At 38.0% G+C, this 20,411-nt stretch carries 20 protein-coding genes and 1 pseudogene; 8 read left to right on the forward strand and 13 right to left on the reverse strand.

Annotation, left to right across the window (positions count from 1 at the left end):
• Nucleotides 1-204 precede the first annotated feature (204 nt).
• Nucleotides 205-513 (reverse strand): GIY-YIG nuclease family protein, encoded by a 309-nt coding sequence (locus QME58_10730; GenBank protein ID MDI6804302.1) that lies wholly within the window; start codon nt 511-513, stop codon nt 205-207.
• A gap of 337 nt (nt 514-850) precedes the next feature.
• On the opposite strand from QME58_10730, the gene QME58_10735 reads away from it, so the two are divergent.
• Nucleotides 851-1,078 (forward strand): DUF433 domain-containing protein, encoded by a 228-nt coding sequence (locus QME58_10735; GenBank protein MDI6804303.1) that lies wholly within the window; start codon nt 851-853, stop codon nt 1,076-1,078.
• 172 nt (nt 1,079-1,250) lie between these two features.
• Here QME58_10735 and QME58_10740 read toward each other — a convergent pair whose 3' ends face one another.
• The 12 genes and pseudogenes from QME58_10740 to QME58_10795 all read right to left on the reverse strand — a co-directional run bounded on the left by QME58_10740 (nt 1,251) and on the right by QME58_10795 (nt 11,694).
• The gene (locus tag QME58_10740; GenBank protein MDI6804304.1) at nt 1,251-1,520 is read right to left on the reverse strand and encodes a hypothetical protein; all 270 of its coding nucleotides are present in this window, start codon (nt 1,518-1,520) and stop codon (nt 1,251-1,253) included.
• A 422-nt stretch (nt 1,521-1,942) separates the two neighbouring features.
• Nucleotides 1,943-3,427: an aldehyde dehydrogenase family protein gene (locus QME58_10745; protein MDI6804305.1), complete on the reverse strand. Its 1,485-nt coding sequence runs from the start codon at nt 3,425-3,427 to the stop codon at nt 1,943-1,945.
• 180 nt (nt 3,428-3,607) lie between these two features.
• Nucleotides 3,608-4,900 (reverse strand): adenylosuccinate lyase, encoded by a 1,293-nt coding sequence (gene purB / locus QME58_10750; GenBank protein ID MDI6804306.1) that lies wholly within the window; start codon nt 4,898-4,900, stop codon nt 3,608-3,610.
• A gap of 13 nt (nt 4,901-4,913) precedes the next feature.
• Entirely contained in the window at nt 4,914-6,125 is a 1,212-nt protein-coding gene (locus QME58_10755) for a trypsin-like peptidase domain-containing protein (protein ID MDI6804307.1), read from the reverse strand.
• Between the two features lie 215 nt (nt 6,126-6,340).
• Entirely contained in the window at nt 6,341-7,294 is a 954-nt protein-coding gene (locus QME58_10760; GenBank protein ID MDI6804308.1) for a transketolase family protein, read from the reverse strand.
• A gap of 34 nt (nt 7,295-7,328) precedes the next feature.
• Nucleotides 7,329-8,090 (reverse strand): annotated as a pseudogene (locus QME58_10765) (site-specific DNA-methyltransferase).
• Nucleotides 8,068-8,346, reverse strand: coding sequence for a hypothetical protein (locus QME58_10770; GenBank protein MDI6804309.1), 279 nt, complete (start codon nt 8,344-8,346; stop codon nt 8,068-8,070). The pseudogene QME58_10765 and the gene QME58_10770 overlap by 23 nt, the downstream one beginning before the upstream one ends.
• The gene (locus QME58_10775; GenBank protein ID MDI6804310.1) at nt 8,343-9,212 is read right to left on the reverse strand and encodes a hypothetical protein; all 870 of its coding nucleotides are present in this window, start codon (nt 9,210-9,212) and stop codon (nt 8,343-8,345) included. The genes QME58_10770 and QME58_10775 overlap by 4 nt, the downstream gene beginning before the upstream one ends.
• A 3-nt stretch (nt 9,213-9,215) precedes the next feature.
• On the reverse strand, nt 9,216-9,950 hold the full coding sequence (locus QME58_10780; protein MDI6804311.1) for a restriction endonuclease: 735 nt from the start codon (nt 9,948-9,950) through the stop codon (nt 9,216-9,218).
• Nucleotides 9,947-10,204 (reverse strand): hypothetical protein, encoded by a 258-nt coding sequence (locus QME58_10785; GenBank protein MDI6804312.1) that lies wholly within the window; start codon nt 10,202-10,204, stop codon nt 9,947-9,949. The genes QME58_10780 and QME58_10785 overlap by 4 nt, the downstream gene beginning before the upstream one ends.
• Before the next feature lie 3 nt (nt 10,205-10,207).
• The gene (locus QME58_10790) at nt 10,208-11,080 is read right to left on the reverse strand and encodes a transketolase (GenBank protein ID MDI6804313.1); all 873 of its coding nucleotides are present in this window, start codon (nt 11,078-11,080) and stop codon (nt 10,208-10,210) included.
• Nucleotides 11,080-11,694 (reverse strand): glycerol-3-phosphate acyltransferase, encoded by a 615-nt coding sequence (locus tag QME58_10795; GenBank protein MDI6804314.1) that lies wholly within the window; start codon nt 11,692-11,694, stop codon nt 11,080-11,082. Before QME58_10795 ends, QME58_10790 begins: the two co-directional genes overlap by 1 nt.
• Nucleotides 11,695-11,840: 146 nt before the next feature.
• Here QME58_10795 and QME58_10800 point away from each other — a divergent pair, with 146 nt between their 5' ends.
• From QME58_10800 to ybaK, 7 genes are all read left to right on the forward strand, one after another.
• On the forward strand, nt 11,841-14,393 hold the full coding sequence (locus tag QME58_10800) for a DUF3160 domain-containing protein (protein ID MDI6804315.1): 2,553 nt from the start codon (nt 11,841-11,843) through the stop codon (nt 14,391-14,393).
• A 43-nt stretch (nt 14,394-14,436) separates the two neighbouring features.
• The gene (locus tag QME58_10805) at nt 14,437-15,702 is read left to right on the forward strand and encodes a T9SS type A sorting domain-containing protein (protein ID MDI6804316.1); all 1,266 of its coding nucleotides are present in this window, start codon (nt 14,437-14,439) and stop codon (nt 15,700-15,702) included.
• A 28-nt stretch (nt 15,703-15,730) separates the two neighbouring features.
• Entirely contained in the window at nt 15,731-18,220 is a 2,490-nt protein-coding gene (locus QME58_10810) for a T9SS type A sorting domain-containing protein (GenBank protein MDI6804317.1), read from the forward strand.
• Between the two features lie 65 nt (nt 18,221-18,285).
• The gene (locus QME58_10815) at nt 18,286-18,705 is read left to right on the forward strand and encodes a hypothetical protein (GenBank protein ID MDI6804318.1); all 420 of its coding nucleotides are present in this window, start codon (nt 18,286-18,288) and stop codon (nt 18,703-18,705) included.
• A 135-nt stretch (nt 18,706-18,840) separates the two neighbouring features.
• A complete protein-coding gene (locus tag QME58_10820) occupies nt 18,841-19,185 on the forward strand; it encodes an MGMT family protein (protein ID MDI6804319.1) in 345 nt (114 codons plus the stop codon).
• Nucleotides 19,182-19,832: a hypothetical protein gene (locus QME58_10825; GenBank protein ID MDI6804320.1), complete on the forward strand. Its 651-nt coding sequence runs from the start codon at nt 19,182-19,184 to the stop codon at nt 19,830-19,832. Before QME58_10820 ends, QME58_10825 begins: the two co-directional genes overlap by 4 nt.
• A 39-nt stretch (nt 19,833-19,871) precedes the next feature.
• Complete coding sequence (gene ybaK / locus QME58_10830) at nt 19,872-20,348, forward strand: Cys-tRNA(Pro) deacylase (GenBank protein ID MDI6804321.1); 477 nt, start codon at nt 19,872-19,874, stop codon at nt 20,346-20,348.
• The last annotated feature ends 63 nt before the right edge of the window (nt 20,349-20,411 follow it).

Consider the following 20,411-nt stretch of genomic DNA (forward strand, 5'->3'; position numbering starts at 1 on the left):
CGATAAAATCTATAACACTAAACTTATATTTGAATTTTTGGAACTGCCCTTAAAACGTTCTAAACAAGATTTCCGATTTCTTCCCGAAACAAGTTCGGGACAAATCGAAATCGCACTCGAGAACCTACATAGCTTTGCAGGTGCTCCCGCCTGCGTCGGGCAGGCGAGTGATTGAGCGAAGCGAAATCGTATCGAGAGCACAGATCAGATGAACGAATCCTTTATACTTTTTCTAAATTTCTTTTTTGAAAGTTCAACTAATAAATTATACTCTCCTCGTATCAACGCTTCTTTCTTTGATCGACTCCACTTTTTTATTTGGTGTTCTAAATTAAAAGCAACAACAATATTCTCACATTCAAATGAAAATAATAATTTTATCGGCAGTCGTTTTGAAGTGTATAAACTTCCTTGTCCGCTCTGGTGTTCTTTTATTCTTCTCTCTAAATTATTTGTGGACCCAACATAATATGATTTATCCGAACATTCAAGTATATATATCCAACCCTTCATGCGAGAAATATAAACAAAGAATTATACTCATACAAAGCTATACTAACTAGCGTTTCTCTCGGTACATCCCGCTCACGAATGATTTCGTTCGCGTGTCACTCGGAACTTAAAACGTTCTAAACAAGATTTCCGATTTCTTCTTAACTACACACCCCTTCACTTGGATTTTTTAAAATTGCAAGTCAGAATGGCATTCCGACCTACATCTTCTCAGTTATCTATCTGCGCTCTCTGCAAACCTCCGCTGTAATCAATTTCTTGCAACGCATGTGTATTTGATTTTTCATAATTCTTTTACTATGTTTTAATCAGATGAATCAGAAAACATGAGATTAACATGAACAATTACATAGAGGTAAACCCGAAAATATGTCATGGCAAGCCCGTTATACATGAGACACGGATAATGGTGCGAAATATTCTTGGCTCGCTAGCTGGCGGTGAATCTATTCAGGACATCATCAAGAATTTCCCGGAACTAACTCGCGAAGACATTGAAGCAGCCATTGCATATGCAATTGAACTTGTGGACGACACACAATTGAGTATCAATACACCCGCATGATCAAGATTCTGCTTGACCAAAACATACCTGAACCTGTGACCGATTGGTTACAAAAAGAAGTCGGCGACAAAGCTATTATAACGTCAACTAGAATTCTGAATCTTCAGCGGATGACTGACGAGGAAATATTTTATTAATGTTTTCCAACTCTGACCGAATTTTTTGCGATAGGTTAGCCATAAAGAAGAATACCTTCTGATTTTACTATCGCGCTAAACAAGGATTTTTTCTTGAGATCAACTAGATCAACAGGTTTTGAAAGGGCAAAAATTAATTCACTATAGAACTTAAAAAATAGTGAGTCGGATACCCCTTCAACCCCCAAATCAATATCATTTGATTCACTTCCAATGTTAATATTTGATCCATAAAGGTATATTTTTGATACCTTATATTTTTTAGCAATTTCAAATAGCCGATATTTATCTTCGTTCGATATCATGTTATAATATAAATAAAAATATTTCAAGCTCAAATCTGTTATATAATTTGCTAATAAACCACAACCAGTAACTATGCAACTAAAACTATTAACAAGTAACTATGAACTATAATTATTCGTTCGAGTGCGGGAATATGAGGTTGTCTAAAAAGTAGAACATGCAATGTAGTTCGAGCTTTAGTTCGTTAGAATTTGAGGAATAGGCGAAATAAATTTCGCCCCACGTTCATCTGAATGTACTTATTAGACAACACCGATCTCGTGGTTGACTAAAATGTTCTCTCGATACACGATTTCTTCGAAATCGCCCTCGAGAACCTGCATACCCTGTCGGTTTTCGAGTGTTCTTCGACGACAAGTCAAAGAAAGTAACGAGAAAACAAACTTATTGGTCAACCTCGGAAAATTCCGACCTACTGTTTTCAGTTATCAATCTGTGCGCGTTGCAGTCCGCCGCTGTAATCAACATAAATTGTTTTCCATTCTGTGAAGAAATCGTAAACCGTCCAGCCGCCCTCGCGGTGGCCGTTACCGGTTTGCTTCACACCGCCGAACGGCATGTGAGCTTCGGCTCCAATCGTCGGCGCGTTAATGTAAGTTATGCCGGCTTTTATATCGCGTATCGCAGTAAACGCATCGTTAACATTTTTTGTATAGATAGATGATGACAATCCGTATATCGTGTTGTTAAGAATTTGAACGGCTTCATCGAGTGTACGAATTTTTAAAACAGAAAGAACTGGACCGAAGATTTCTTCTTTCGCGATTCTCATTTCGGGTGTTACATCACCGAAGATAGTTGGTTTGTAGAACCACCCTTTTGCTAAATCGCCTGTTGTGTCGGGCTCGCCGCCGCAGAGTAATTTGGCGCCCTCCTTCAAGCCAATCTCAACATAACTATGCACAGATTTTCTTTGTCCTTCATTAACGCAGGGACCCACTTCGGAATCTTTCTTCAATCCGTCGCCGAGACGGAGTTTCTTTGTCCGCTCGACAAGCATTGACATGAATTGGTCATAAACTTTTTCGTGAAGTATTAATCGGCTTGTTGCAGTACAGCGTTGTCCAGTAGTTCCGAATGCACCCCAGAGGACTCCGTCGAGAGCTAAGTGTAAATCGGCATCGTCCATAACTATCTGAGCGTTCTTACCGCCAAGTTCTAATGAAACTCGCTTTAATGTTTTGCTTGCGGTTTCAGAAATTTTAATACCGACATCGGTTCCCCCGGTAAAACTTATCAGGTCAACATCGGGATGGTTAACGATTCCCATACCGACTTCCCCACCACCGCCATGAATAATATTCACAACTCCGTCAGGGATGCCTGCCTGCGCTAAAATTTCTACAAGCATCGTCGCTGTTGCCGGTGTATCTGAAGCAGGTTTGAACACTACAGTGTTGCCTGAAATGAGTGCCGGAAATATTTTCCAAGTTGGAATTGCCATCGGGAAATTCCACGGAGTAATTACGCCGGCAACGCCTATCGGAACGCGAATTGCCATATTAAATTTGTTTGGAAGCTCTGACGGTACAGTGTGTCCGAATAATCTTCTTCCTTCCGATGCGCCGTAGTAAGCAGTGTCGATTCCTTCCTGAACATCGCCGCGGGTTTCCACCAACACTTTGCCCATCTCGCGGGTCATCAGTTCAGCAAGTTCTTCTTTTCGCTCAACCATAATGTCGCCGACTTTCTTCAAAATATCGCCGCGTTTTGGCGCCGGGACGAGCCGCCACTTTTCAAACGCCGCCTTCGCAGCTGCTACTGCTTCATTCACTTCTTCGATACTCGATTTCGGGAAGGTCCCTACAACTTCATCCCAATTAGCGGGATTGCGGTTCTCAAAAGTCTTTCCTGATTTGGCATCCGACCACTTGCCGTTAATAAAATTCTGATATTTCTTTGCCATAGTTTTCTCCAGTTTAATTTTCAGTTATTTTTATTTGCTAACTCATCCCCCAACCCCCTTCACTTAGTAAGAGAAGGGGGGATTGGATTAAACTTTGTGGGGTTGAGTTTGATTTTTCTAATTACAACACACTCTTTTTTCCGAGATCTAAACTCTTTGCTCTATGCTCTTCGCTCAACTCTATATTCCAACTTGTTTAAATATATAATCAACTTTATCGATACTTTTTTTCAAATCAAATAAATTCTCTATTTCATCATTGTTTAAAAATGTTTTAACAATCTTATCCGATGTTAACTTATCCTTAAAGTTTCCTTTATTTTTCCAGACATCCATCGCGTATTTCTGAACCAAAGTATAAGCCTCTTCCCGCTTCATGCCATTCTTCGTTAACGCAAGCAAAACAGATTGAGAAAATATTAATCCACCGGTTAGTTCCAAATTCTTCTTCATATTATCTGGATAGACAATCAGCTTATCAACAATATTTATGAAAGTCGCAAGCATAAAGTCGAGTAAAATACAGCTATCTGGAATGATTATTCGCTCGACTGATGAATGTGAAATATCGCGTTCGTGCCAGAGCGAAATATTTTCCATTGCCGCCTGTGCATTTCCGCGAAGGACTCGTGCAAGTCCGGCAACTCGTTCACAATTAACCGGATTACGCTTGTGCGGCATTGCGGAAGAACCTTTTTGATGTTCGGAAAAGTATTCTTCAACCTCAAGGACTTCAGTTCTTTGCAGATGCCGAATTTCTGTGGCAAATTTTTCAACCGAGCTGCCGATTAAAGCGAGAGTCGTTATAAACTCGGCATGTAAATCGCGCTGTAGAATTTGTGTTGAAATTGGCGCGGGCTTCAGTCCCAATTTTTCACAAACATATTTTTCGATAAATGGGTCGAGATGCTCGTAAGTTCCGACAGCTCCGGATATTTGTCCGTAAGAAATTGTTTCCGTTGCCTGTTTTAACCGACGGATATTGCGTTGTGTCTCATCATACCAAAGTGCAAGTTTCAGTCCGAAAGTAATCGGCTCGGCATGTACACCGTGAGTTCTGCCGATCATAATCGTGTCTTTGAATTCAGCTGCTCTGCGTTTTAGCACCTCAGAAAGTTTTTTTAAATCGGTCAGCAGCAACTCGCCCGATTGCTTCATTTGAATTGCCAAACCCGTATCAAGAACATCTGAAGATGTCATCCCGACGTGAATATATCTTGCTTCATCGCCTACGTATTCACCGACATTAGTCAGGAAAGCAATTACGTCATGCTTCACAGTTTGTTCAATCTCATCGATTCTGCGAACATCGAACTTAGCTTTTTCGCGAATTACTTTTACAGCTTCTTTCGGAATAATTCCCAACTCAGCCTGTGCTTCGCAAGCTAATATTTCAATTTCAAGAAAGATTCGGAATTTATTTTCGTCCGTCCAGATGTTTCCCATGTCGGGACGTGTATAGCGTGCGATCAAGAGGATAGACCTTTCAGTTAGTCAACTGACTAACAAGTTTTAACTTTAAGTTTATATATTTTTTTTCTCTTAATATTTTTAATTTCAATAAATCACCGACTTTTGAATCAGTGATTATTGATGTAATATTATTTTCGTTTATGATTTTTTCGCTGTTAATCTCAACAATAATATCTCCGACTTTGAATCCTGACTTCTCGGCAGGGCTACCTCGTCGAACATCGCTAACAATAACGCCTTCAGCTTTTTCTAAACCGAAATAGCGTGCAATCCGTCCGTCAACCGATTGAATCTCAAGTCCAGTGTAAAAATTGCGTTCGATTTTCCCTTTTGCTTTCAATTCATCGACAATATTTTTTACTCTGTTGATCGGAATTGCAAACCCAACACCCACGCTGCCTTGGTTTGGAGTGAAGATGACAGCATTTACACCGATTGCCTCGCCCAAAGCATTCAAAAGAGGACCGCCGCTGTTACCTGAATTAATTGCCGCATCGGTTTGTATCATTCCGCGATAAAAACGCCCGCCTTCGGGACGGAGATTTAAACCTGCAGCACTGACAACCCCAACAGTTACGGTCGGCTTATCGGCAATCTCGAAAAGTCCGAAAGGATTTCCAAGAGCGATTACCCATTCGCCAATAATAATTTCTTCAGAATTTCCAAGCTTGATGTACGGCAAATTTTTTCCATCAATTTTTAGCAATGCTACGTCCGATACCATATCGGTTCCGATAAGCTCAGCTTTGTATTTTTCGCCGTTGGTCATAGTAATAGTAATCTCTTTTGCATTGCCGGCTACGTGGTCGTTCGTAAGTATGTAACCATCAGACGAAATAATAAACCCCGAACCTAATCCCTTTACTTCTTGCTTGAATGTTCTATCTCCAAAAAAATTACGGAAGAACGGGTCGTTACCAAACATCTGTCCCCACGGGTCGCGATACTCACGAACCTCTGTTACGTTAATACCAACCACAGCCGGGCTGGCTTTTGCGACAGCTTCTGTAATGGCGTTATGTCGTTGATTATATATTTGATTTGTTATCGACTCTTGAAGCGAAGCTTGTTGAAGGTTTGTATGATCGGACTGTGAAGCATCTTCATAAATATGTGAAGTTTTATTTTCTGAGGTAGATGAAGATAAACCCAGATTATATCCGACTACCGAACCGACAACAAACGGAACGATTATCAGTATTAATATAAGCCATTTATATTTCATATCTATTCTCCAATTAAATAAATCATTTTATGTAACTACTCAGCAGGTAACTATTCAACACTGTATGTTCGGTGTTTCAATCGATGAACTTTGAAACTTGCCACAGATTCACAGATTATAGAATTACTCTTTTTGTAACGGGTATTCCTTTTCTGAATATTTCATAAGTTTCATCTGTGAATCTGTGGCATATTATTTTGAGTGCTGATTAGTTATCATATCCTTTTTAAAACTTTTTTAACGGCAGCAATAATTCCGTCTTTCGCGATACCATATTTCTTCATGAGTTCTGAAGCGGTTCCGGATTCTCCGAATATGTCACGCACTGCGACAAATTCTTGTGGGACAGGAAAATTCTGAACTAAAACTTCAGCAACCGCACCTCCAAGTCCGCCATGTAATTGATGGTCTTCCGCAGTTACAATTGCACCGGTCTCTTTTGCTGCGGCAACTATTGCTTCTCTATCTATCGGTTTTATCGTGTGCATATTTAACACCCGAACACTGATACCGTCTTTGGAAAGCTCTTCTTCTGCCAAGATTGCTTCCCAAACTTGAAGTCCGCAGGCAATTATGGTTACGTCGTTACCATCTATGAGTTTCACCGCTTTTCCTATTTCAAAGTTCACCGATTCATCGTTAAAAACCGGCGTGTTGTCTCTAAAGAATCTAACATAAGCGGGACCTTTATAGTTTATCACGGCTCTAATCATTTTCTTTGTCTCAACATAGTCGGATGGGCTGAGCACAATCATATTTGGCAGGCAGCGCATAAGAGCGAGGTCTTCCAACGACTGGTGTGTAGCTCCATCCTGCCCGACTGTCAGTCCGCAATGCGATGCGCAGATTTTTATATTCAGGTTGCTGTAAGCCACAGATTGGCGGATTTGATCGTAGGGCCTACCGGTCGCGAAGACGCCGAAGGTGGAAGCGATGGGAATTTTACCGGCAATTGCCAAACCGGCTGCTGTTCCAATCATGTCCTGTTCAGCTATACCAACTGAGAAAAAACGGTTCGGGAAATTTTTCATAAATAAATCGGTTTTTACAGAACCTGTTACGTCGGCACCGATTACTACTACATCGGGATTCTCGCGTCCGATTTCCAATAGCGCTTCACCGAATGCTGAGCGTGTGGCTTTTGATTCTTTGCTTACTAATTTTGGCAATTTAACAATTCCTTTCGTGATAAAAATTTTTATTCTACCAACATTTGAGCAATTCGTATTGAATATCTTGAACAAACAAGTCGCTTTTAATGTTCTTCAATTTCTTGATTGTTGCTTTAATGGCTTCTTCAGATTGGTCGATACCAATCCAGTTTCTATTATTTTCTTGTGCAGCTTTTAATGTAGTTCCAGAACCAGAGAAACAATCAAGAACTAAATTGCCTTCATTAGAAGATGTTTTAATAATCAAACTAAGAAGATCATAATTTTTTTCTGTCGGGTAAGTTGGGTACTGAGGATCTTTAAATTCCCAGATATCTTGTAACCGTTTCCCTTCTCTCTCATCAAAATAAATTTTTCTTCTAGGGTTACCAGTACTTGACCATTCAATAAGACCTTCTTGATCCAATTTTTCCAACACTTCTGGTTCACTTCTCCAATGTCTTCCCTTCGGGGGTGAAAGCCCTTTCCAAGTCAATGATGTTTTTCCATTTTGAGTTTCGCCAGGAGCGTGAAGAGGAATTGTAGTGTATTGTCTTCCGTCTTTATCAATTTTTGAAAAAAGTTTTTTTCCATCTTCTTCTGTAAACGGGATAATCGGCTCATTCCATATTAAGTCATCTGACTTAGAATAAAAAAGAATTAAATCCTTGATATTGCTGTAACCTTTTCTTTCAAAATTTTTAGGATTGCATTTTATTCTAGCAATATCGTTACGAAAATTTTCTATACCAAAGATTTCGTCCATTATAACTTTAACATAATGCCCGATTTTATAATCTATATGCAAGTGGATTTTCATTTTCAAACACAGAAGAAATATTTGTTGTTAAATACAATTCAGTTGCTTTTTCAATAACTGCTTCTAAAGTATCGTTAAATTTTTCATAATAGTTCTCATCATCAATAAAACGATTAAGGACTTCAATTAAACAAACTAAAAAGTATGCGTTACGATAAGGCAACTTCTCCTTTATTTTTTGAAGGAATATAAAATCAAGATTGCTGATAAGTTTCTCCTCTAATACTTCTAAATGATTTTGTTTGCTCATATTATTTTATCAAAGTATTTTGTATAAATATATTTTTTTGAAATGATATTGCCGGTAGATTTAATAAAAGCATAAAAGTCATTATTCATCTCTGAAAGAAAATTCATAAAATTAATATCAACAACTTCTTTCACTCTTGCAGAAACAATGATTTCGCTCTTTACTGGATTATCTAAATTTAATTTTATCACCCCAATTCCATATCCATTATTTAGTCGCATAAGATTTGAAAGAAAGATTGCATCAGTATCTAAGTCGCCAACAACTAAGTATCCAAAATTTGCCCAACTCGAATTTGAGACAGCTTGAAAATATGCTTCAGTAATATTGCTTTTATCTATTTTAAGTTTCAATTCAAAACTATAGAACTCTATTACCTTAGTGGAAAGCATTCCAAGTTTCTCAACTTCTTTCTGAAATAAAGGATTCAAGTTTAAGATAACTGGATTCAGCCCTACAATATCAGGGTTTGTCCATTTACCAATTTTATCTTTCTTTTTAGCAACTTTAAGAGCATTTATTGTTTTACAATAAACATTAAATCTTTCTTTGGCGAACTTTACTAAGTAAGGATGAAGACTTGATTCCGGAATTATTTTTACTTCAGGAATATTTTTAGTTTTAAGGAAAAATCTTTTTTGACTTTGCTTGTGTTTTCCTTCAAAGAAAATTCCAAAAACAGGGTTACTTCCGCCAGAGTATTTAGTCAAACATCTTGCAACAGCAGATAACGGAACTTGAACTGTATGTAACTCTTCACAATTTTTGTATTGTTTATGTTCTTCGGCCAAAGCTAAAATCTCTCCCTGTTTCAAAGGAGATTCTGAATGTTCAAGAATATCAATAATGAGTTCTACTAATTTCATAATTTAATTCAAACAAATTTTTGTAATGTCTTTATACATCTTGTTATTCCATTTGATGTATAACACTCCGTCAAGAATGGCAATTTTAATTGCCTTAACATTTTTTGTTTGCACAGTGCTAATAGCATCACTAAACTGTGCATTTTGATGTCCGCCGAAATCAGTCAAGAATTTTGCCTCGCCGATTACATATTTGTCATTGAAACGAGCAACGAAGTCCAAACCTTTGTCTCGTTTGTAATTCAACTGCTTTCTTGCGAAATCCATCAGTTCACGATCACTGCCGTTAAGAATACCATCTTTTTTTGATTTCGTAAATTCATCCAGACTTATTGGTTGTAAACCAAGGGATTTTTTATTCAACCATCTTTTAAAAAAAGGCCCAATTTGCCGATTGGTTTCTTTTGGCTCGGAACACCTCTCTAATATTTTTCCAAGTCCCATTTCGTAGAGGCGGACACAAACACGATTAATTGTTTTAGGATTCCGTTCAATTGACGATGGGTCCCGTTTCAAGTAGGCGATATAAGAATCCTTGATTGGAAAAAGATTTAGTTTGAGAAGTCCCTGTATCAGTGTTTGATTGTCTTTTTTCTTGAATGCCTTTTCTATTTTTCCCCAAATTTCTTCGTCGATTTCTCTTATTCCTTCAGGAATTGTTGGATAGACTTGAAAAAGGTCATCCAGATAAGACTTCTGGTTCGCGTATTCAATACTTAATTTTGTCCAATAGTTCATTTTTGCCATTCCTGAAAAGCTCTACGATACCCTTCCCATACTATAAGATCATCCCATAGCTGAAAGTTTTCATGTTTAGCTTTCTTTAATTTCTTGGACACTTTTTCGAATTTACCACCCCACTTTTTTTCGAATACAAGTATCTTCTTCTGAAATTCCTGCATCTCTCTAAAAGCCGTCGCTTGTAGAATATTTCTTAAAAATTTTTTCTTGTTTGGAATTTTTTTAACCCACTTAGGCAATATATTTTCCATATTTTACTCCTTTTCCCATTCAAACTTAATAAAATCACCGAATGATGTTGGTGCAATTTCATTCAATGCTATTTTGCCTTGTTCGTCGTTCGGCGGAACACCGTGCCACTTGTAGTCGTTGTGCATAATGCTTACGTTGTTACCCATAAAAGTATGAGCGATGATCACAGATGGCTTATCGGTGCAGGTTTTTGTTTTCTCAATCGCAGATAAGAATTCTTCAATCGAATGTCCGTTAATCTCCAAAACGTTCCAACCGAATGCCCGCCACTTATCTGCGAGCGGCTCTAATCCCATCACCACGTTTGTAAAATTATCTATCTGACAGTTGTTCCTGTCAACGATGGCAGTCAAGTTAGAAATTTTATGATGAGAGGCAGTCATTGCCGCTTCCCAAATTTGTCCTTCGTTCAATTCGCCGTCGCCATGGAAAACAAAAACCCGACTACTCTTTTTATCTAATCGTAAAGCTAACGCCGCACCGACAGCAACCGACAACCCCTGACCCAAAGCTCCCGAAGCAATCTCAACACCGGGAACACCGTGCGTATGAACGGGAGCCGGATGACCTTGAAGTTTTGTATTTAACTTTCTCAATGTACCCAACTCGTTCAGCGGAAAGTAACCGGCGCGCGCAAGTGAGGAGTACCAAATCGGAGCGTAGTGTCCGGCTGATAGAAAGAAATAATCGCGGTCTTCCCACTTCGGATTTTTTGGGTCTATGTTCAATACATTAAAATAAAGTGAGGCAAACATCTCAGCCGCACCAAGTGGTCCGCCTGTGTGTCCCGATTGTGAAATCATCAACATCTTAATTACATCACGGCGAAGTTGGCGGCTCATCTCATACAATTTTTCGATACTAAATTTATTCATCACTTCTCTTTCTGAAACAATAATTTTATTTGATCAATATGCGAAATCAATAACAACGAACAAACACACATAGCAAGATATAAAAAATTACTTTTATCTATGTATGCAGGTAGTATGTACTTTAATATTTTCTCGGGAGTTAAAATCAAAACAATTGGGCTTAAAACAGTTGCAACTATATTTGATAGATGTAGCTTCTTATAAGCTAAATATGAAATACCAAACATCAATAACCATGCAACGATGTAAATCCAACCTAACACTAACATAACACCGGCAGTAATTGCTAAACCACGGCCACCTTTAAACTTGAGCCATACCGGATAATTGTGCCCGATAATTGCACTGCAAGCAGCTATCGCTGATGTGGAAAAATGGTTTCCGAATAATAAATTTACAGTGAGTATGGTGGCTACGCCTTTGAGTAAATCCAAAACTAACACTGAAATCCCCACAACTTTTGATTGTGTGACTTCAAATGTATTAAAAGTTCCGGTAACACCGGTTCCTTCTTTCCGAATATCTTTTTTAGCCGTCAGCTTAACCAACAAAAATGCACTCGGGAAAGAACCAATAAAATAACCGATAAGTATGCTTATTAAATAGTCAGCCAACTTGCGATAACTCCTTGATTTATTATAAAATACGGCTTAAAAATAAGAAAAATTGGTGGGATTAGCAAGGAAACTGAAAACCCAGTTTTTATATTTGACATCCGCAACTTTATACATTATATTTATACTAATAATCTGGAGGTTATATGAGAAAGATATTTTTCTTTTTAGGACTTATTATCGTAAGTCAATGTGGTATTATTTATCGTACTCAAGCACAATCCGATAATTTCGACATCAACGCTTACAAACAATTTTTAAACTTAAACCAAAATCTCACTACTCAACAATTGCTGCAAATGCACTCTGCCGACTCGTTCGCAGCAAGAATATCACAAACTCAACCCACGCTTTACCTCGATAGTATTATTTTAAAATACAAACTTACTAATCATGAACAGTCTCTTCTAACTCAGCATGGGTTTATGGTGAGTGAACGGCTTTCCCGAAATACTTTCGGCGAGGCATTACTCGACATTTGGCATAAAGATTTACCTATCTTCGTTTCCACTGATGCAATACTACATACACTACACATGTCGTTCGACAATATTCTTATCGATGTTGAACGACAGATTCTTATTCCGAAATTAGGAGAACTGCTTACGAAACTTCACACACAAATTCCACAGCTTGCTGTAAGATATGCTACTAGTACAGCGATGACGCAATCGCTTAAGGATGTTGATGTATATTTAACGATTCCGCTTAAACTGTTAGGTCAAACCGTATCTCCTTACTATCCAGACAACAATGCAGTCATCACTCAATTATTGAATCTGATTTACGCCGAACAGCCGGCATATTATCCCCTGTTCTCAAGTGTGAGCCGTAAATTAGATTTCAGTCAATTCAAAGTCCGGGGTCATTATACAAACGAAAATTATCCCGAGCTTGCAAAATATTTTAAAGCAATGATGTGGTTGGGTAGAACCGAAATATATTTACTCGCTCCAAAATCGTTAGACCAACCACCTAAACCCGAAGATATACGACGGCAAACGATTGATGCAGTTCTAATATTAGAAGCCGCTCAATTAGCAAATGCATTTCCGATACTCGAGGAGATTGATAGCATAATCAAATTCTTTGTAGGTGAATCGGATAATGTTACTCTGCCAAACGTTCAGCAGCTTACGACAGCGGCAAATATTACTTATGCAAATCAGCTCTTGGATAATGCTACACTCCAAAAGTTCCAGGATACACTTAAAACAAAATCCTATGCTTTTCAGAGAATCTTATCACAAATACTCTACAGCGACCCGTTGAATCCTGACAGCATCGTTCCTGCATCAGCTTTCCTGCTATTAGGACAAAGATTTATTATTGATTCCTATGTTACAGGACAAGTTGTGTTCGACAGAATAAATTATAACGGAATTAGAATTCCCCGGATGCTTCCATCTACGTTAGATGTTTTGTTCGCTCTTGGTAACAACGCTTCAGCACAACTATTGCAGTCCGAGTTAGAGCAATACCACTACGGAACAAACCTCGCCGCACTCAGGTACCTCGTTGACTCTTATGGCTCAGATTTTTGGAGCGTTAGTTTGTTTAATCTTTGGTTAAATTCCTTACGCAAGTTAAATCCCCCAACAAACCGTGAACACCTTCCTCCGTTTATGCAAACTGCCGCTTGGTGGCAGGAGAAGATGAACACACAACTCGCTTCGTGGGCACAACTCAGGCACGATGTGCTGCTTTATGCAAAACAATCATACACGGGTGGAATTATCTGCTCGTATCCGTATAGTTATATAGAACCATTCCCTACATTCTATAATGCTTTAAAAACTTTTGCGCAAATTGCTAAAGATAAGTTTTCATTAATTAATTTCCCGGATGTTTATACCAAAACCAGAATACTAAACTACTTCACGCACATGGAAGGTGTTGTAGATACACTTAGAACAATTGCACAAAAAGAATTGGATAATATTCCTTTATCAAATTCAGAAAATAAATTTTTAAAACAGATGTTATTCACGGAGAGTATATGTGGAATCCAGTATAATGGCTGGTATTACAAATTATATTACACCGGTGATGAGGGATTTGAAAAAAAAGACCTAATAGTAGCCGATATACACACTGCACCAACCGATGCATCAGGATATCCTATTGGTTGGGTTTTACACGCCGGAACGGGTTTGATAAATTTAGGAGTTTTTATCGCTGAACTTTCGGGTGTCGGACAGATTGCGTTCGTGGGACCGGTGATGAGTTACCATGAATATTTATCGACAAACTTTTTAAGACTGTCCGACGAAGAGTGGAAAGCATCGTACTTATTTCAGTCAACCCGACCTTCGTTTGTAAATCTGTATCTTGCCGACAGCACCGGTAACTCAAGAGGTCCCGGACTGAATTTATTTACTTCTGTAAGCGACAAACCAAACGACATTCCGAAATCTTTTGTACTTCACCAAAACTTCCCTAATCCGTTTAACTCCTCAACAATTATTTCCTTTAGTATTTCTGAGGATTTAGCATACTCGAACGTGGAATTAAATATTTACAATATACACGGACAGGTTGTGAAGAAATTACTGAAAGAGTCGCTTCCCGCCAGAACATACTTTACTCGGTGGGATGGAACTGACGATAGCAACAAACCGGTAGCAAGCGGTGTGTATTTTTATAGACTCATAGTCGGCAATAATTTGTTAAGCGGTAAGATGAGTTTGATAAAGTAAAAATAAATTAACGAACAAAATATTTAATAGGATTAATAAAAATATGACCTACAGCATTCATCTAATTATCTTACTTATTTACCTCTGTGTTACTATCGTAAGCTCACAGGAATTATCGGTTTATGATGGTGAGCTTGGAGAACTTACCTGTGGTTTTATCTACACGCTCGATGCAGACCCAAACTCAGACAATCCCCTTGATCCCCCCTGGTCTGGTGGATGGGGAGCACCTCTTCGAGTTGTCTTAAAAGCACCTCCCGGAACACAATGGCAAATAAACTTTATTGCACCCGATTCTGCACGCAGTGTGGATGGAACTGCAATTCCTTGTTCATTCGCTCCAGATGGTGTTTTCTGGGAAGAACAACAGATTCGATGGAATCCTAAATTACCCAAAACAATTTCTGTCGGTCCAGAAAGTATAGCAACATTCCATCTCGGCATCGTCATTGATACGAGAACCATTAATAAATACAATAACTTTCAGGCAACAATACGTTGCCTTGCGATTGATATCCGTACAGAAGAAATTCTCCTTGCACCTGGAAAATTTTACATTCAGGTTCAAAGTCGCGTTGATCCAAATCAGAGGGAAGGAGAATTGAATAATTTATCGAGAGGTACTATATATACGGTTTCTCCATTCTCACCTACACAAAACTTAATCTCACCAATTCGTAACGGAAGAGAAGCGGGAAAACCTGCAATGGTTTCAATTATCACAGAACAACGAGAAACCCTTTTTGTGAAATTCGATTATCTTCCAGAAAATTTAATTGGAGAAACTGGAGCAAAAATACGATGCTCATTTACAGATAATGCTGTGTATTGGCATGAGGGTAAGAAATATTTGAATCCATATACTGGCGATACAATTACAAGCGGAGACGATGGAGTTGTAACAATATCCATTGGCATTACCGTAGCAATTCCTGAAACAACCTCTGCTGGAGAGTACGTGGGAATAATATATATGAAAATATTGATGAAAGAATTAGCGTGGGTTTCAGGAAACTATTTTTTTGTAATTGTTGATGAGGTACCTGAAAACTTCAAACTTTATTCTAACTATCCGAATCCTTTCAACACATCAACAAAGATACGATATGACCTTCCTGAAAATTCTCACGTTCTAATTCAGGTCTTCAATTTAGTCGGACAGGAGATTATTACACTGAAGGATGAATTACAGAAAGCTAATTCATACGAGATTGAATGGAATGCAATCGGTTTTCCGAGCGGTGTGTATTTTTATAGACTGAAAGTTGGTGATAATTTGTTAAGCGGTAAGATGAGCTTGATTAAATAATATTTTTACAGTAAAAGGAGAAAAAGTTATGCGCCTTTTTATCGGATACTTGAGCTTATTGATACTTTTCAATAGTGTAGTTTCAGCACAAGCGCAATTAGTAGTTTCGGATTTTCTTATCAGCGAAGAGAATGTTCCATCCACATTTGTTCAGAAAAACGTGAGAGTTTTTCCAAATTCAACAAAAGGGTTCATTGCTGCTTGGGAAGATAATCGAGACGGGATTCCTGGTTTCTATGCTCAAAAATTTGATTTGTATCATAATCCAATTGGAAAAAATTTTCCTGTATCTTCCAATTCTATGTTCAGATTCATAAATAATAATTGGTTTCTCTCGATTGGTCATCAAATATCGGCTGGTTATTGGGACGATCAATTTATGATTGTCAGCGGAACGTTTCACGATTCTATCGGTAACATGTTAACATCCAAAACCCTTGACTGGGCGATTCTTCCTTGGTGTGGCACAGGCTACCTCGGTGTAGATTACCATTCTGCAAGCACACTCAATCAATTTTTATTCCTTATGCGCAATGACGGTCGTATATCTATTTCTAAATATGACAGCATCGGTAACCGACTATACTTTCAGGAGGATTTACTGGAATATCCAAAAAAGGCAGTGGATGCTACGATTGCAGCAAGTACTTCTGGAACATATCTGATGACATGGTTAGAGATCGATGAGAACTATATTGAATCTGGCTATTTCGGAACTTTTTACGATACGAACGATTCAATAATTATTTCAGAAGTCCCTCTTGGTTTTCCAACAAGATCATCTAATGAACCTTACTTCTTGGATAGAAGCAATTTGATGAAGACAGTGTGCTTACAGGATACTGCTTATTTAATATTAGTCGCAAACACAGATTCAGGGTATGTGTATTATCGGAAGTTTAATCTGCAAGGAGATCCATTATCAGAAGTTAAACGACATGCAATACCAATCATTGGAACAACGGACAACTATCTAAATAACTTTTCCATTTCTAATATTCAAAACGACAAATTTAATATTATACTCACAAATTCGGAATACCGTTTGGGCAATATATTTTTAACCAACCATTTATTTACGTTCAACACTGCCGGCAACCCAGAAGATGATGTGCTAACCGACAGCATGCAAAGCTATAATTTAGGAGAAAGTTTTATTAAAATATCAGATAGTACCTTATATATTGGAACCGGCGCCAACAACGATGCATATCTTACTAAATTACAATACTTCTCACCAATTGATAACGTCAAATTAAATGATGATGAAGTTGGCAGCAACGAGGTAGCACCATTCATAACAAAGGTCGACGACAACCACTTCTTCACATGCTGGCAGAACGAAGTTAAATATGTAGGGCAACTGCTCGATAATTTTGGGAATAAGGTTAGAAATCCTATAATGCTCGAAGGGAAGCCATGTGAGTTCTTCTCTGATTGGTCATTCATAAATACTTGGCGAAAAAATTCTGTCTCCGGTTTTACGCTTTATAACTCCGATTGGAACGTAGCAAAACGAGATACAATAGCGGTTTGTCAGATTTTTGGCGATGCTAAAATTCTAACAGATAGTTCATTCGTGATTCTGTATTCAAAAAACGAAAGCGACGTTTGGCTTACTCTGTACAATAAAAATGGAATTGAAATTTTATCAAGAGAGGTGGTATCAACCGACCAAACATACGGATTAACAATTTTTATCAACGACAAGAATTCGTTTTGGATACGCTTCGGACGTAAAGTACAATTGTTTTCAAATTCACTTGAACCGTTAACAATTGCCACAATCGCCAATGCATCTTTGCATCTGGAAGGTGATAAATTCCTCCGTGTTCGTCAAGAATACTTATACCTTAGACCGCAATACTATGGAACAATCATTATGTCAACGGGTGATACAGTAAAAAATAAATTTTTACTTACAAATTACGCTTCTGAGTTATCGTACGGAAGACTTACGTCAAGAAGTTTTATCGTAATATATAAGACGGGTAATATGATTTATGCGAAAGCATTCTCGAATGACGGTATACAAGAGCGGGACTCTGTATTAATCCATAGTCCAAACGAAAAAAGTAAACAGCAAGGAACCTATGCTGTACACAACAATAAGGTTTTCTTTATCTGGTCGGAGACACGTACACCATCTCATGGATACAGTATCTACGGAAGTGTTTTTAATGTTTCTACATTTGTGAATGTCCAGGAAACACAAGAGAATAAAATTCCATTATACTTTAATCTTGAGCAAAATTATCCCAACCCCTTCAATCCAAGCACTACTATCCACTTCTCGCTACCGAAAGAATCGCACGTTACACTCAAAGTGTACAACATGTTAGGTCAAGAAGTAATGACGGTTTTGAATGAGGATAAAATTGCAGGAAGATATGACTTGAAAATAAATGGAACATTACTGGCAAGCGGCGTTTACTTTTACAGATTAGTTGCAGGTGATCCTTTGCTTCGCTCAGGACAAGTTTTTGTTTCGACGAAGAAATTTATATTTTTAAAATAGTATGTATGTGCGACTCACTTTGGAAGCGAGTTGCACATTTTTAACAAACAAATAACGGAGCTATTATGAAAAAATTCTGGATTTCTTTCATCGTGATATTTATTGCGATGAGTATTTTAAGTTTCATCATTCACGGTCTGATTTTAGGACCGACTTATCAATCGGACGAAATGAAAAACATCTGGCGAGCTGATATGATGTCGAAGATGTGGATTTATTACATCGTCTATTTATTTATTTCCTTCTTTTTTGTACTAATTTTTTCAAAAGGATATACGGGTAAAGGAATCATGGAAGGTGTTCGATACGGGATATATGTCGGCTTTCTTATGTCAGTACCGATGGCATACAGCACTTATGCGATGATACCGATACCGTACTCTGTTGCAGCTCAATGGTTTGTTTATGGAATGATACAATATACTATTCTGGGCGCCATAGTAGCCGCAATATACGGGAAGACTACCAAACAAGCTGTTGCGTAATTTGATTTGAAATTATGATTTCAAGGGCGTTGTTAGTTTAAAGCGGGAACGCCCTTTTTTATTTGTTTCAAATCAGCATATTTTATAAATTGAATTCAGAATCCGTCAGTTGACAGATGAACATTAGAACAATAAATGAAGAATACAATTCCTGCCAGCTACAAACTAATTTGGCAAACCGTCAAACAGATCCCAAAAGGCAAAGTGGCGACTTACGGTCAGGTTGCAGAATTGTCCGGCTTGATAAAACAAGCCCGACTAGTAGGCTACGCGCTCCACAACCTGCCTGACGACACTAATATTCTGTGGCATCGAGTAATCAACTGGAAGGGAAAAATTTCTCTTCCTAAAAATTCGAAAATCTATAAATCGCAGCGGTTGTTTTTAAAAATAGAAAGTATTATTTTCAATAAAGACAAAATTGATTTTGAAAAATACGGTTGGTTGAACTCGTTAAATAAAAAATGGAGAAAACTATGAAACAATTTATTATATTTTGTATTGCTGTATTTGTTTTAATACCATATACAAATTCCTGTAAACGCTCCCCGACTGAGCCGGTTGAAAAAGATACAGCTAGAATAACACCTCTTAAACCCAACATTTATATCTATCCCGAAGCAAAAACCGATTTATTTGTTTCTTTAAAATTTCCAGTCGGCGGTTCAGTTACTGTTTCCGAACCTCCTTACCAAAATGGTTGGAATATCACTGTCGAACCTTCAGGTAGAATAAATGATGCTTACGATTATCTTTTTTATGAAAGTGAAAATCCTGACCTTTGTCAGTATAAGTCGGGTTGGGTTGTAAAACATACTGACCTTGCATCATTTTTCACCGATAACATGCTTGCCACAGGTTTTTCGCAGCGAGAAATTAACGACTTTTTAGATTACTGGATACCAATACTAAACTCACATCCATTTTATATTATCTATCCTCAGTATAAATCGGATATTGAAAAGATGATTCAATTAGAATTTTCCCATCAACCGGATAATATACTCCGCCTCTTCTATACGATTAAAGGTAGTATCGATGGGGAAATAAACTTACCCGAACCATTAATTCCGATTTTCAGCAGGAGTGGCTTTTCCGTAGCTGAATGGGGTGTAATTTTGAAATGAGAACTAATCAGGATGAGTATCACGACATTTTAAAACCAAATGAGTAAAGCCGAAACCCCGGGAACCGCAGCAGTCCGATATTTGAGAGAGAAAAAAATAAACTTCATTCCGCACTTCTACAAATACGAAAAACACGGCGGAACGAAAGTGGCATCAAGCTCATTAAACATTCCCGAGCATAACACGATAAAAACAATCGTTATGGAAACCGACAGCAAACAACCATTCATCGTTTTGATGCCCGGCGATATGGAAGTTTCAACCAAACAACTTGCAAGAATAATCAGCGTGAAGCACATTGAACCTTGCGATGAGCGGACGGCTGAAAAGCACACGGGATATATCTTCGGCGGAACAAGTCCGTTTGGAACACGCAAGCAACTTCCCGTTTATGTTGAGAAAACAATTTTCAATTTGAATAAAATTTATATTAATGGAGGTAAGAGAGGGTTTTTAGTAAAGATCACTCCGAAAGATTTGGAGAATGCCCTTCCGATAACTAAAGGGCATCTCTAAAATCTTATTTTGGCAATAAAAATCAACGTGATTGTAAACGCAGTCACTAACTGGGGTTGCCTG

Source organism: Bacteroidota bacterium, assembly GCA_030017895.1.
Lineage (GTDB): Bacteria > Bacteroidota > Ignavibacteria > UBA10030 > BY39 > JASEGV01.

Bases quoted from the DNA above. Each gene is read 5' to 3' on its own strand.
- QME58_10730 (MDI6804302.1), bottom strand. From the start codon at position 513: ATGAAGGGTTGGATATATATACTTGAATGTTCGGATAAATCATATTAT.
- QME58_10735 (MDI6804303.1), top strand. From the start codon at position 851: ATGAACAATTACATAGAGGTAAACCCGAAAATATGTCATGGCAAGCCC.
- QME58_10740 (MDI6804304.1), bottom strand. From the start codon at position 1,520: ATGATATCGAACGAAGATAAATATCGGCTATTTGAAATTGCTAAAAAA.
- QME58_10745 (MDI6804305.1), bottom strand. From the start codon at position 3,427: ATGGCAAAGAAATATCAGAATTTTATTAACGGCAAGTGGTCGGATGCC.
- QME58_10755 (MDI6804307.1), bottom strand. From the start codon at position 6,125: ATGAAATATAAATGGCTTATATTAATACTGATAATCGTTCCGTTTGTT.
- QME58_10770 (MDI6804309.1), bottom strand. From the start codon at position 8,346: ATGAGCAAACAAAATCATTTAGAAGTATTAGAGGAGAAACTTATCAGC.
- QME58_10775 (MDI6804310.1), bottom strand. From the start codon at position 9,212: ATGAAATTAGTAGAACTCATTATTGATATTCTTGAACATTCAGAATCT.
- QME58_10780 (MDI6804311.1), bottom strand. From the start codon at position 9,950: ATGAACTATTGGACAAAATTAAGTATTGAATACGCGAACCAGAAGTCT.
- QME58_10785 (MDI6804312.1), bottom strand. From the start codon at position 10,204: ATGGAAAATATATTGCCTAAGTGGGTTAAAAAAATTCCAAACAAGAAA.
- QME58_10790 (MDI6804313.1), bottom strand. From the start codon at position 11,080: ATGAATAAATTTAGTATCGAAAAATTGTATGAGATGAGCCGCCAACTT.
- QME58_10800 (MDI6804315.1), top strand. From the start codon at position 11,841: ATGAGAAAGATATTTTTCTTTTTAGGACTTATTATCGTAAGTCAATGT.
- QME58_10805 (MDI6804316.1), top strand. From the start codon at position 14,437: ATGACCTACAGCATTCATCTAATTATCTTACTTATTTACCTCTGTGTT.
- QME58_10810 (MDI6804317.1), top strand. From the start codon at position 15,731: ATGCGCCTTTTTATCGGATACTTGAGCTTATTGATACTTTTCAATAGT.
- QME58_10815 (MDI6804318.1), top strand. From the start codon at position 18,286: ATGAAAAAATTCTGGATTTCTTTCATCGTGATATTTATTGCGATGAGT.
- QME58_10820 (MDI6804319.1), top strand. From the start codon at position 18,841: ATGAAGAATACAATTCCTGCCAGCTACAAACTAATTTGGCAAACCGTC.
- QME58_10825 (MDI6804320.1), top strand. From the start codon at position 19,182: ATGAAACAATTTATTATATTTTGTATTGCTGTATTTGTTTTAATACCA.
- ybaK (MDI6804321.1), top strand. From the start codon at position 19,872: ATGAGTAAAGCCGAAACCCCGGGAACCGCAGCAGTCCGATATTTGAGA.